The organism is Roseateles oligotrophus, from assembly GCF_014204525.1.
In the GTDB taxonomy this organism is placed as follows: domain Bacteria; phylum Pseudomonadota; class Gammaproteobacteria; order Burkholderiales; family Burkholderiaceae_C; genus Paucibacter_A; species Paucibacter_A oligotrophus_A.
This window is the reverse complement of sequence record NZ_JACHLP010000001.1, coordinates 1005231-1018061: the sequence shown is the minus strand read 5'-3', so window position 1 is coordinate 1018061 and position 12831 is coordinate 1005231. Positions and strand designations below refer to the sequence as shown.

General features: G+C 60.3%; 12 protein-coding genes. 6 read left to right on the top strand and 6 right to left on the bottom strand.

Features of this window, described 5'->3' with window-relative positions:
• Positions 1–3 precede the first annotated feature (3 nt).
• The 4 genes from pseB to HNP55_RS04570 all read right to left on the bottom strand — a co-directional run bounded on the left by pseB (position 4) and on the right by HNP55_RS04570 (position 4829).
• A complete protein-coding gene (gene pseB, locus HNP55_RS04585) occupies positions 4–1014 on the bottom strand; it encodes a UDP-N-acetylglucosamine 4,6-dehydratase (inverting) (RefSeq protein ID WP_184296552.1) in 1011 nt (336 codons plus the stop codon).
• 88 nt (positions 1015–1102) lie between these two features.
• On the bottom strand, positions 1103–1405 hold the full coding sequence (locus HNP55_RS04580; protein WP_184296734.1) for a MarR family EPS-associated transcriptional regulator: 303 nt from the start codon (positions 1403–1405) through the stop codon (positions 1103–1105).
• 427 nt (positions 1406–1832) lie between these two features.
• Positions 1833–2903, bottom strand: a complete 1071-nt coding sequence (locus tag HNP55_RS04575) for a Wzz/FepE/Etk N-terminal domain-containing protein (protein WP_348648654.1) — start codon at positions 2901–2903, stop codon at positions 1833–1835.
• A 54-nt stretch (positions 2904–2957) separates the two neighbouring features.
• Positions 2958–4829: an SLBB domain-containing protein gene (locus tag HNP55_RS04570; protein WP_184296550.1), complete on the bottom strand. Its 1872-nt coding sequence runs from the start codon at positions 4827–4829 to the stop codon at positions 2958–2960.
• Between the two features lie 230 nt (positions 4830–5059).
• On the opposite strand from HNP55_RS04570, the gene HNP55_RS04565 reads away from it, so the two are divergent.
• Complete coding sequence (locus HNP55_RS04565; RefSeq protein ID WP_184296730.1) at positions 5060–6196, top strand: MraY family glycosyltransferase; 1137 nt, start codon at positions 5060–5062, stop codon at positions 6194–6196.
• A gap of 27 nt (positions 6197–6223) precedes the next feature.
• Positions 6224–7693, top strand: coding sequence for a DEAD/DEAH box helicase (locus tag HNP55_RS04560; RefSeq protein WP_184296548.1), 1470 nt, complete (start codon positions 6224–6226; stop codon positions 7691–7693).
• 41 nt (positions 7694–7734) lie between these two features.
• Here HNP55_RS04560 and HNP55_RS04555 read toward each other — a convergent pair whose 3' ends face one another.
• The gene (locus HNP55_RS04555; protein WP_184296546.1) at positions 7735–8502 is read right to left on the bottom strand and encodes an SAM-dependent methyltransferase; all 768 of its coding nucleotides are present in this window, start codon (positions 8500–8502) and stop codon (positions 7735–7737) included.
• Entirely contained in the window at positions 8499–9155 is a 657-nt protein-coding gene (locus HNP55_RS04550) for a Maf family protein (RefSeq protein ID WP_184296545.1), read from the bottom strand. Before HNP55_RS04550 ends, HNP55_RS04555 begins: the two co-directional genes overlap by 4 nt.
• Positions 9156–9244: 89 nt before the next feature.
• On the opposite strand from HNP55_RS04550, the gene HNP55_RS04545 reads away from it, so the two are divergent.
• The 4 genes from HNP55_RS04545 (at position 9245) to HNP55_RS04530 (ending at position 12830) form a co-directional block, all read left to right on the top strand.
• Entirely contained in the window at positions 9245–9805 is a 561-nt protein-coding gene (locus HNP55_RS04545) for a YceD family protein (RefSeq protein ID WP_184296543.1), read from the top strand.
• Between the two features lie 389 nt (positions 9806–10194).
• A complete protein-coding gene (rpmF, locus tag HNP55_RS04540; protein WP_009552540.1) occupies positions 10195–10377 on the top strand; it encodes a 50S ribosomal protein L32 in 183 nt (60 codons plus the stop codon).
• Positions 10378–10692: 315 nt separating this feature from the next.
• A complete protein-coding gene (plsX, locus tag HNP55_RS04535) occupies positions 10693–11796 on the top strand; it encodes a phosphate acyltransferase PlsX (RefSeq protein ID WP_348648660.1) in 1104 nt (367 codons plus the stop codon).
• The gene (locus HNP55_RS04530) at positions 11793–12830 is read left to right on the top strand and encodes a beta-ketoacyl-ACP synthase III (protein ID WP_184296539.1); all 1038 of its coding nucleotides are present in this window, start codon (positions 11793–11795) and stop codon (positions 12828–12830) included. The genes plsX and HNP55_RS04530 overlap by 4 nt, the downstream gene beginning before the upstream one ends.
• Position 12831: the final 1 nt, after the last annotated feature.

Below are 12831 nucleotides of genomic sequence, written 5' to 3'. Positions count from 1 at the left end.
GGATCAGTCAATTGCCTTGCCGATGACATGTTGGTCGATCAGAGTGCGCAACTGGTCAACGTTCAGGAAATCAGGGTTGGAGCCACTCTCGTAGGCAAATCCAACTGGCACGCGGACGCCATTCATGCGCTCGCAATACTCGTCCACCGAGTACAGGCCTGCCGAAGGAAGGATCGCGTAATAGGCACCAAGGTCCACCGTATTGAGGCTGTCGCTGGCGGTGATCATTTCCTCGTGGATCTTTTCACCTGGGCGCACGCCGACGATTTTCTGTTCGCAGTCCGGGGCGACGGCATTGGCCACGTCCGTGATGCGGTAGGACGGAATCTTCGGTACTAGCACTTCACCGCCTAGCGCGTTTTCGATCGACCAGAGCACCATGTCGACGCCTTCTTGCAGCGAGATGTTGAAGCGCGTCATCGCCGGGTCAGTGATAGGCAGGATACCGGTTTTGCGCTTATCGAGGAAAAACGGAATCACGGAGCCACGGCTGCCCATTACATTGCCATAACGCACGACGCTAAGCCTGAGGTTGCGATGTCCCCGGATATTGTTGGCCGCAACAAAGAGCTTGTCCGAGCACAGCTTGGTGGCGCCGTAGAGATTAATCGGCGCAGCCGCTTTGTCTGTCGAGAGAGCGACGACTCGCTGCACTTGGCTGTCCAGGCAGGCTTCAATCAGGTTCTGCGCGCCGAGGACATTGGTCTTGATGCACTCAAAGGGGTTGTATTCGGCGGCGGGTACCTGTTTCAAGGCGGCGGCATGCACAACGATGTCGATGCCTTCAAGCGCGCGACGCAGACGACCCTCGTCGCGGATATCTCCGATGAAGTAACGGATGGCTGGATAATTTTCGCCGGGGAACTGCTGCGCCATTTCGAACTGCTTGAGTTCATCGCGCGAAAATACCACTAGGCGCTTGACGTCGGGGAAGCGCTCAAGCACTGTCCTGATGAAGGCTTTGCCGAAGGAGCCGGTGCCACCGGTGACGAGAATGGACTTGTTGTTGAGCATGACGTTAAGGGTCTAGTCTAAATGGCGTTGATCGATTGCTTGGAATGGGTGTATTGGCGATTGTCGCGCTCTGCTCAGCGGATGAGCTTCAAGATGAGGCGTGGCTTATTTCTTGTTTGAGTTGGTCAATTTCTCTGCGGAGTAACTCATATTCCTCTTCTTTCCGTTGAATGAAAGTGTGCGTTAATCTCAGCCGCTCACTGATGCCCTGAGAGGTGAGGATGTAGATGTATCCCCACTTGTTAGTGCTGCGCTTGAAGTTCTCAACTTTCAACCAACCGCGTTTTAGTACGGCTTGGACGATGAAATTTGTCTTGCCCAAGCTTATGCCGAGCAATTCGGCCAACTGGCGTTGTGTGAGGCTCGGTCGCTCTGTTATCGCCCGGAGCACAGCTAGGGCAAGTAGGTCCTCATCGAAAGAGGGTGGTACGTTGGCAGTCAAAATGGGCTGCTGTTGGATGAGAAGAGAAGGTGTCTGTTCCGTCTGTGAACATTGTGATGTTATCAGAACTTGCGATCGGTAAACCTATGCTTGCCAAGATCGCTTGTTTGAGTCGCCGTTCGTGAGGTTGCGGGACTAAGTCTTGCGGTTTTGCGCCGAGTCTGGTAGGTGGGCGTTTCAACGGCGTTCTGGATTTTTGCGACTGACTTCCTCGTGCGCATTTCTCTGTTTGGTATTTTCCCCCATTTGATGGGAGTCCCAGGGCTTTGGAAGTGACTTGATTGTGGCTATGTTTATCCAATTATGGAGTGGATGCCATTCTCTCTCTCTCTCTCTCTCTCTCTCTCTGGCAGAGTTAAAGCAGCTTTCCTGCTTGTTAGCGGTGAAAACGCAGTCGGAAGATGAGCCAGGCCAACAAAATTATTAATGCAGTCAAGGAGGCTTTGATGGCGATATCAAGACGTTGTGGTCTGCTCTTGAGTTCAGGGGGGGTTGCTGCATCAATAACTTGGATCAGTGGGCCGTCTCGAGCCTCGTCCATTCGAGCTAGTTCAAGCTGTCTTGCATATAGTTCAAATAGTGTTTCCTGGTATTTGAAATCTCGGTAGCGCTCAATGTATTCGTTGCTAACAGATGGCGCTGGCGATGTGTCGGCCATGAGCTTTAACTGCGCGCGAAGTGCAGTTAAATTCGACTCTGCCAACCGCAGTTCGATCGCGCCGGGTGCCAGGGAAGTTTGCATTCCTTGTAGTTTTACTTCGGCAGCAACAACGGCGGCCTTGGTTTTGGCGAATGCCTCTGCGGACGCTTTGGGATCAATTTTCAGTGCATTGCCGTCGAAGCCGCTACCTTGTAATGCAATTTGAGCTTTAGTTAGGTTGTTGCGGGTGGCTTGTAATTGACGATCGAAAAAGGCTCGACGTTGTTGGGCTTCGGTCAATGCGAGAGTGCTAGTGAATATGCGTAATTCGTCAACGAAACGATTGGCAAGACTGGCTGCGCGTTTTGGGTCGGTATCGTCTACTTCTATGCTGATGATGCCATCTTTTTTGTTGGCTGTAATGCGAACGTTAGCGTTTAGTGCTTTGCGAGCCTTTGTCTTAAATGGCGTGTCATAGAGTTTTTGTAGTTCAAACTGATCAATTATTCGATCCGTGACCGACGCGCTTTGTAGAAACGCAATGTATTGTTCGGCTGACGTCCGGCCGGAGTTGGTGCTCCCCGACATGCCTGCTATAGGTCCGAGAGACGCGAGTGCAGCTGACACCGAGCTTTGAGGCTGTTGAGGTTGAAGGAAAGTGGTTTTGGCAGTGAAAATCGGCGGTAACAAGAAGCTAATCCCAAGTGCCAGCGCGCCTGTGAGCAGCGGAGTGATGGTTAAGAGCTTCCAATTTTGGAGGGTAGTATGGAGCACACGAGTGAATTGGTCTTCGATATTGGCCGTCACTGGTGATGGCTCTACGGTTGTAACGTCAGTCACAGGATTCCTTGAAAATTTATTTCAGTTCTTGATAGTCTTCAGTGCTGCAGCACCCAAGCCGAACTGATAGAGGATCTGCGTCCAGTCCTTGGCTTCTTGCATGAAGGTGGTTTTGTTCATTTCCTCAGGCACGAAGACGGTGTCGCCCGGAAGGGCCGTCATACCGTCCAGTCCACCACCTGAAAGTAGCCAACCAGATTTTTGGCGTGAGCTGATCACGCTGCCATTGGCGCGCAAGACGAAGATGCTGGCCGTGTCAGCACCACGAGTCGGGCCGCCCGCCAGTTTCAAGAAGTCATTGACTGTGCTGCCGTCGCCATACAAGTAGCTGCCGCCGTTGAAGACGCTGCCAAACACGCCAACGGTATTGGGGTGCGCAGGGATCAACAGGCGGTCGCCGTCTTCCACGGCTAGTTCCGGAAGATTTTTGGAAGCCGGGCTTAGTTGCAGAACTATTCGACCCGTGGGTTTGATGGCGCGAAGGCGTTGAATCAGTTGATTTGAGCCTTGAACCTTTGCTGCTTGAGCCGAAGCTTCATCAGCATTTGCTGTGCGTTGCGAGGAGTTACTGCGGGCAAACTCGGTTTCCATGTCTCGCAGTGCTCGGTCATAGTTTTCCTGCTGGGAGAGGCGGGTACTTTCACGGCTGAACTCGGTGCCGAAGACATAGGCATCGGGAGTCAGGCCGCCGGCGGCACGGATAGCGTCAGCCAGGCTGCTATTGGCGGGCAGGATGAACTCGCCGGGGCGCTGAACTTCGCCTTCAACCTTGACGCGTTTGCTTTGCCTGAATTGGGGTAATGAGGCTTCTACAGCACTAAATGCACGCAAAATGTCGCCGTCGCGCGGCTTCTGTTTGGCTTGCTGGGGCAGGCTCAATTCAGTGATTCGCGCGTCATTTCGAGCATCCAGGTGTTCGACAGTGAAGCGACTGCGGTCTGCAACAGCGGTAAAGCCACCCGCCATAGCCAGGACGTCTTCCAGAGTGTCTTGCGGCTTCAACTCAAAGATGGCCGGCTTGTTAACACTGCCAATAAGCGCGACCTGGGGGCCCACTGCGCCGATGTGGATCACGTCCTCTGCCAGCAATGCCCGGTCCGCCGTCTTGTCGCCTTTGATTAGCAAGTCATAGAAATCGAAGCTGCTGATGGTCTTGCCGTTGCGGCGCAATTCGATCTGGCGGAAGCTGCCGGCAGACGACGGGCCACCCGCCTGCATCAAGGCATTGACCAAGGTTGCAAGGCTGCTGACCGTGTAGGCGCCGGGCCGCTGGGTGAAGCCCGTGACATAGATGCGGATGCTGCGCAGCTTGCCCAGCGAGGCGCTGAGTTTGTAGTTGCGGAAGACCTGGGCGACGCGTTGGTCGATGGCGCGCTCCAACTCCGAGTAGCGCAGCCCAGCCACCATGACGGGGCCGACACGGGGCAGGGTGACGCGCCCGCTGCGGTCAACGGCAAGACGTAAATCGGCCTCAACCGAACCCCATAGCGTGACCAGCACTTCGTCGCCCACGCTGATGACATAGTCTTGCGGGATCTGGCTACTGGCTTCCTGGGCCATGCCTTGGCGGCCAGTGTTGCTCATCAGTTCGGAGCCAAAGCGCCGAACCGGCGTTTCTGCGCTAGCGCTGCGCTGCACATAACGTTCGAATTCGCTGGGTAAATAGCGTTCGCGGGATTCTGCCGTGGCGGTCGCACGAGCAGTCTGCAGTCGTTCGTCGGTAGCCTCGTCGCTTGTTCGATTGGCTTGGCTGGCGGGCGGTGTACTGGAGCGCAGGCGAACTGGGCCGGCTTCGCTGTTTGAGTTGCCGTTACTGGCGGTGCTTGCCTCGGCGTCTGCTGCGAAGCTGCCTGGTGCTACTAAAAGTGCCTGTGAAACGAGAGCGGAAATCAAGGCAAGGCGCGCAAACGCTGGAGCCCGATCGATGGTGCCATGTGACTTCGCTGTATTGCGCTGAGGACAATTTGACGAGAAGCTTGTTCGAAACTCAGAAAAGATCATGGGCGCTCGCTGGGGGAATTTTCAAGCAGACGCAAGTCGCGTCACTTATTGACCGGCGGATTCTAGCCCTGCGGCTGCCGGGCCTAGGTGGAACCCTCGGTGGGGCTGGCTACACTGTTCACATGATGTTTTTTCTCGTTCCCTTTTTCATTGCGGCGGCTGTCACATTGTTCGTGATCCATTCGTCCCATGCGCACGGTCATTTGTCCGCTGACGGCGATCTCTCGGGCCCGCAAAAATTCCACTCGCATCCCGTGCCCCGCATAGGCGGAGTGGGCATGTTCGTGGGTTTGCTGGCTTGCGTTTTGATGGCCTGGGAGCAAGGCTCAACAACTGCTCGATTGGGCTTTCTTTTGCTGGTTTGCGGTCTGCCTGCTTTTGCTGCTGGTTTGATCGAAGACCTGACCAAGAAGGTCTCGCCGGGCAAGCGCTTGCTGGCCACGATGGCCTCGGCTGCGTTGGCTTTTTACATCTTGGATGGAAAAATTACCCGCACAGACATCATCGGCTTGGACTGGATTGTGGGGACAAGCCTGGGTGCGCTGGCGGCCACGGTGTTCGCCGTGGCGGGTGTGGCCAACTCGGTGAACATCATTGACGGCTTCAATGGCCTGTCCACCATGTGCGTGACATTGATGTTGCTGAGCTTTGCCTATGTGGCCTACCAGGTTGGCGATACGGAGTTGACGCTTTGGGCCCTGGCGGGCGTTGGGGCGGTGCTGGGCTTTTTTGTCTGGAACTTCCCTGCGGGCCTGATCTTTTTGGGTGACGGCGGGGCCTACTTCATCGGTTTCTTCCTGGCCGAGATCGGCATCTTGTTGATTGCCCGGCATTCCCAGGTCTCGCCCCTGTTCCCCTTGATGGTGTGCGTCTATCCGGTGTTCGAGACGTTGTTCTCCATTTACCGCCGCCGCTTTATCCGCGCCACGCCGCCAGGTTTGCCGGACGGCATTCATTTGCATTCCCTGATCTACCGTCGCTTGATGCGTTGGGCGGTCGGCGCGCGTGACGCGCGGGCGATGACGCAGCGCAACTCGATGACGGCGCCCTATCTTTGGACGCTGTGCATGACTTCTCTGGTGCCGGCTTTGCTGTTCTGGGACTCGACCACCATGCTGGTGATTTGCATGGTCTTGTTTGGCTTGATTTATGTGGGCCTGTACTGGCGCATCGTGCGCTTCCGTACACCTAAGTGGATGGTGTTCAGCGCGCAGCTGAGGGGCGGTCCCGGGACCGCAGATTCGGGCAAACCCGATTGAGATCCGCACATAGCGGATAATCGCGGGATGACCGAAACCCAAGCTACGGAAGTCGCGCCCTCGCGCTTCGACACTTTACCCCTCGACGCCAAGCTGCTTCGCGCAATTGCCGACTCCGGCTACGCGATGATGACGCCTATTCAGGCGAAGGCGATTCCGATTGTGTTGGAGGGTCGCGATGTCATGGGCGCGGCGCAGACCGGCACCGGCAAGACGGCAGCGTTTTCCATCCCGCTGCTGCAGCGCATGCTCAAGCACGAGAATGCCAGCGCCTCACCGGCCCGCCATCCCGTGCGCGCCCTGGTTTTGGCGCCGACGCGCGAGTTGGCCGATCAGGTGGCCAACAATATCAAGGCCTATGCCAAGCACACGAATCTGCGCGTAACCTGTGTGTTCGGCGGCATCGATATGAAGCCTCAGACCCTGGTGCTCAAGGGCGGTGTCGAAGTCTTGATCGCCACGCCCGGCCGCCTGCTGGACCATATCGAGGCCAAGAACTGCGTGCTCAACCAGGTGGAGTACGTGGTGCTGGACGAGGCCGACCGCATGCTGGACATCGGTTTCCTGCCGGATCTGCAGCGCATCCTGAGCCATCTGCCCAAGGCTCGCCAGACCCTGCTGTTCTCGGCCACGTTCTCGCCCGAGATCAAGCGCCTCTCGCAAAGCTATTTGCAGGATCCGGTGCTGGTTGAGGTGGCCCGGCCCAATGCCACGGCCACCAATGTCGAGCAGATCTTTTACAGCGTCAGCGATGATGACAAGCGCGGCGTCGTGCGCAAGGTCTTGCGCGAGCGAGCGATCACCCAGTCCATCGTCTTCGTCAATTCCAAGCTCGGTGCGGCGCGTCTAGCGCGTTCGTTTGAGCGTGATGGCTTGCGCACCGCCGCCCTGCATGGCGACAAGTCGCAGGACGAGCGCTTGAAGTCGCTGGAGGCTTTCAAGCGTGGGGAGGTGGACCTGCTGGTTGCCACGGACGTGGCGGCCCGCGGCCTGGATATTGCCGATCTGCCAGCGGTCTTCAATTTCGACGTGCCCTTCAATGCCGAGGACTATGTGCATCGCATCGGTCGTACCGGTCGCGCTGGCGCCTCGGGCATTGCCGTGACCCTGGTGACGCGTTCGGATGCGCGCCTGGTCGCCGATATCGAGAAGCTGCTCAAGCGCAGCATCGAGTTGCAAGCCATCGAGTTGGAGGATGAGCGTCCGGCTCGTCCCGAGCGTGCACCTCGCCCGAGGCGGGATTGGGAGTCTGAGCCCGCCGCCAGCGAGGCGGCCCGTGCGCCCGTGGCGCCGCGGCCCGTGTATCGCCAGCCGGCGCGGGATGCCTTCTTTGACAAGCCTTATGAGCCCAGCACCAGTGCCGAATTGCCGGCCTGGGACAAGGGTGCCGCGGGCGCTGCGGCCGCGCCCAAGGGCTTGTCTGCCAATATCAAGCCCAAGCGCAAGGTGGCAGCCTTGTTTGGCGCCAAGCAGCCGGCGGCCTCCACCGAGTCCTGAGCACGAAAAAGCCCGATCGCTTGATCGGGCTTTTTTGATTCTCAGGCCAGCAGCGAGAACACCGCCGGCACCTTGTCCGGCATGGACTCGCCCGAGCTGCGCCACTCGGCCACCGTCGCGCTGCGCGTCCAGCCCTGTTCCAGGCTCAGGCCGCAGCTGATGGACAGGCGTGTCTGCGGCTTCAGCGTGCTGAGTAGGGCGTGCAGCAGGGCAGAGTTGCGGTAGGGTGTCTCAATCATCAGCTGGGTTTGCTGCTGCCGGGCCGACAGCGCTTCCAGCTCGCGAATACGTGCCGCACGAGCCGGCGCTTCGACCGGTAGATAGCCCACAAAGGCGAAGCTCTGTCCATTCAAGCCGCTGGCCGACAAGGCCATCAGCAGGGCGCTGGGGCCGCTCAAGGGAATGACCTCGATGTCGGCCGCGTGAGCGGCGGCCACCAGCAGGGCACCCGGGTCGGCCACGGCGGGTAGGCCGGCCTCCGAGATCAGGCCCAGGTCCTGGCCCGCCAGGGCCGGCGCCAGCAAGGCGTTCCAGGCCTGGTTCTGGTTGAGCAAATCGTTCGCCCGGCCCTTGGGTGGGCGCGGCAGCTCGGTGATGCGCAGCTCCTGCAGGGGCTGGCTCAGCGGGCAGATGGCGTCCACGCGCTTGAGGAAGGCGCGGGTGGTCTTGGCGCTTTCGGCGGCCCAGTGCTCGAGGCGCGCGGCGGTCTGGATGATGTGCAGGGGTAGCACGGTCTGCAGGTCAACGGCAGCCCCCTCGACGCCAAAGTCCAGGGTGTTGGGGACGAGATAGAGGCGGCCTTTTTTCATGCGGATGCTCCGGTGGGTGTGGCCAGGGCATCCAGACCCGCTAGGCGCAGCAGCTGGCTGGTGCGAATCAGGGGCAGGCCGATCAAGGCGGTCGGGTCGTCCGAATCGATGGCGGCCAGCAAGCTGATACCCAGGCCCTCCGACTTGGCGCTGCCGGCGCAGTCATAGGGCTGCTCAGTCCGCAGATAGTTTTCGATCTCGGCGTCGCTGAGCTCGCGGAACTGCACCCGCACCGCTGCCAGGTCTTGCCGGGCGAAGCCGCTGGCGGCGCAGACCACGGCGACGGCGGTTTGAAACACCACGGTCTTGCCACTCATGCGGCGCAGCTGTGCCACGGCGCGCTCATGGTCGCCTGGCTTGCCGATCGAATCGCCTTCCAGATCGGCGACCTGGTCCGAGCCGATCACGATGGCTTCGGGGTGCTGGCGGGCCACGGCCTGGGCCTTGGCCAGGGCCAGGCGCTGGGCCAAGTCGGCCGGGCGCTCGCCGGGCAGGGGGGTTTCGTCGACATCGGGCGCGTAGACCTCAAAAGGCAGGCGCAGGCGCTGCAATAGTTCGCGGCGGTAGCGGGAGGTGGAGCCCAGGATCAGGGGGCGTGGAGCTTGGGGCTCGGCGGGTCGCTTGGGTGCGGCAGGGTTGGGGGTGTCATGCATGCTTTGATTTTCGCATTGCCGCCGCAGGGCAGGCCGAGGGCGGAGCGGTGGTGGCGGCCTGATCCTGGCGGGGCTCTACACTTGCAGCCATGAAAGAGCATGTTTTTCTCCCTCGAAAATTGGATGTCGCGGCCTTTGCCCGTGATGCTGCCTCGCTGGAAGGCGCGTGGCCCGCGGCGGAAATGCAGCGTTTGGCCGAATCCGGCGCCCCCGATGCGCCGGCCGCGGCCTGGCCTGCCGTGCAATGGCGCTTGCGCGGCGAGCGGCGTGAGCCGCGTGGCGGCGAGGCCCAGGTTTGGCTGCATCTGCAGGCCAAGGCCACTGTTCAAATGACCTGCCAGCGCTGCTTGCAGCCGGTCGAGGAGGTCCTGGACATCGAGCGCCAATACCGCTTTGCCCGCAATGAGTCTGAAGCCGCCGAATTGGATGCCGAGAGCGACGACGATGTGCTGGTGCTCTCGCGCAGCCTGGATGCGCTGGAGATGGTGGAGGATGAGTTGCTCCTGTCCTTGCCCTTGGTGCCGCGCCACGAGGTGTGCTCTCAGCCCTTGGTCGCGCCGGCGGATGATTTGGATGCCGCGGATGAGGCCTTGGAAGAGCGCCCCAATCCTTTTGCTGCACTGGCCGCGCTGAAGAAAGGCAAGGCCTGAATCGGGCGGGCTTGTGGGGCCGGCATTGATGGCGCAAAAACGCCGTGCTACAATCGCCGGCTTTCCCCGGTTCGATCATCAAAGTTTGTTGACGGTGCGGTAGATCAGGCGGGTGGCTCACACGGCCACTGGCGTTGAGATACAGGCAAGGCGCGCGAAGCCCCAGGTTTTTCCAGGTTTCGAGGTCTGCGGCACAGACGACGGCTGGCGCAGCAGTGCGCTGAGGATCGTGCACAGCGTCAAGCGGTGTCCGGGGTGTGTCTGGGTTTTTGGGTTTGGCAGGGGCTTTGCGTCTTTGTTGCCAAATCAGCCGAATCGGAAAATGCGGCGAAGCACCAGTCTCGATCACCGGATTTAAGTCGGCCCTCGTCGGCCATTAGGAGAATTTCATGGCTGTTCAGCAAAACAAGAAGTCGCCTTCCAAGCGTGGCATGCACCGTTCGCACAATGCTCTGGTGACCCCGGGCACGGCAATCGAGCCCACCACCGGTGAAGTGCATCTGCGTCACCACATCAGCCCCACCGGCTTCTACCGTGGCCGCAAGGTCCTGAAGACCAAGGCTGACGCTTAAATAGAGCGACGCTGGTTCGATCGCGAGGCCTCGTGGCCCCGCCGAGCTCGAACCTTGCCATCCTTGCTTGTCTTTACAATTTCCCGGCCTGTGCTTTGCTGCAGTGCCGGGTTTTTGTGTTTCTGATGGGTCTTGTTTGTGGCTTGGCGGCATGCGCTGCTGTCATGTTCATGCGTTCTCATCTCCCTCGTCTTCTTGCTCGGGCCAACCGGCATTGATCTGATGTCCTCTGTCCTCACCAACTCATCTTCTGCGCCCGCGCAGCCCGCGTCTCAAGGCCTGGGCTCGCCGGCGGCTGCCGTTCAGCCTCTGGGTGTGGTTCGTCTGGCGGTGGATTGCATGGGTGGCGATCATGGGCCCTCCGTCACGCTGCCGGCTTGCCAGGCCTTTCTGGCTGCGCATCCCCAGGCGGAGTTGCTGCTGGTGGGCTTGCCCGAAGCCTTGGCTGCTGCGGCTCACTGGCCTCGCTGCACCATCGTCGGCGCGTCCGAGGTGGTGGCCATGGACGATCCGGTCGAAGTGGCCCTGCGCCGCAAGAAGGACTCGTCGATGCGGGTCGCCATCCAGCAGCTGAAGGCGCAGGGTGAGCAGGCGCCCAGGGCCGATGCCTGCGTGTCGGCCGGCAATACCGGGGCCTTGATGGCGGTGTCGCGCTATCTGCTCAAGACCTTGGACGGTATTGACCGCCCGGCCATCGCCTCGGTCATGCCCACCCAGCTGGGCGGTTACACCACCATGCTGGACCTCGGCGCCAATGTGGACTGCTCGGCCGAGCATTTGTTGCAATTCGCGGTGATGGGCAGTGCTCTGGTTGCGGCGGTCGATGGCAAGGAAGAACCCAAGGTCGGCCTGCTCAATATCGGCGAGGAAGTGATCAAGGGCAGCGAGGTCATCAAGCGTGCCGGCGAGCTGCTGCGCCAGGCCGATGCGGCCGGTCAGCTGAACTTTTTTGGCAATGTCGAGGGCAATGACATCTTCAAGGGCACGGTCGATCTGGTCGTCTGCGACGGCTTTGTGGGCAATGTTGCATTGAAGACGGCCGAGGGTTTGGCGGGCATGATAGGGGCCATCCTGCGCGAAGAATTTGGCCGCAATTGGCTGACGAAGGCTGCGGCAGTGCTGGCTTTGGCGGTTTTGAAGCGTATCAAAGGGCGTGTGGACCACCGCCGTTTCAATGGTGCGGCGCTGCTCGGATTGCGGGGCCTGGTCTTCAAGAGCCATGGTTCCGCCGATGCCTTCGCTTTCGAGAATGCCCTCAACCGGGCTTATGATGCGGCCCGCAACCGGTTGTTGGACCGGGTTCACGACCGCATCATCGCGACCTTGCAGACCATGCCCTCGGCGACCGAGGCAGGCAAACCGGCGGATGAGGCGGGCGCTTCAGGAGACAAGGCGACCCCGGTCGTCCATGCTGCATGACCACATCCGATCAGAATTTCTCTCAGCCTTCTTCCTCACCCTCATCGACTCCCGCCGCTCCGCTGTACTCGCGCGTCATTGGCACTGGCAGCTTTCTGCCTCCCAAGCGCCTGAGCAATGTGGAGTTGGCCGCGCAACTCGCGGCCGATGGTGTTGAAACCTCGGATGAGTGGATCGTCGAGCGTACCGGCATCCGCGCCCGCCACTTTGCCGAGGCCGGCGCGACGGCCAGCGACCTGGCCCTGCCCGCCGCTCTTGCCGCCATCGAAGCGGCCGGCATCGCGGCCAGCGAGATCGACCTGATCATCGTCGCGACCTCGACGCCCGACATGATCTTCCCCTCCACCGCCTGCCTTTTGCAGCAAAAGCTTGGCATTGCCGGCGGTGCTGCCTTTGACGTGCAGGCCGTGTGTTCGGGCTTTGTCTACGCCCTGACGGTGGCCGACGCGATGATACGCACCGGCTCGGCCCGCAAGGCCTTGGTCGTGGGTGCGGAAGTGTTCTCCCGCATCCTGGATTTCAAGGATCGCACCACCTGCGTGCTGTTCGGCGATGGCGCCGGCGCCGTGGTGCTGAGCGCCAGCGAGACCCCGGGCATCCTGGCCACCGAGTTGCATGCCGATGGCCGCCACTCGGGCATTCTGTGCGTGCCTGGCTCGGTGTCGGGTGGCCGGGTTACCGGCGACCCCTTGCTCAAGATGGATGGCCAAGCCGTCTTCAAGCTGGCCGTGGGCGTGCTGGAGAAAGTCGCCCGCTCGGTGCTGGACAAGGCCGGCCGCAGCGATGCCGAGATCGACTGGCTGATCCCGCATCAGGCCAATATCCGCATCATGCATGGCACTGCCAAGAAACTGAAGCTGCCGCTGGACAAGCTGATCGTCACCGTCGACCAGCATGGCAATACCTCGGCGGCATCCATCCCGCTGGCCCTGGACGTGGCGGTGCGCGATGGCCGCATCAAGCCCGGCGACACCGTCATGCTGGAAGGCGTGGGCGGCGGCTTTACCTGGGGCGCCGTGCTCCTGGACCTTTGAC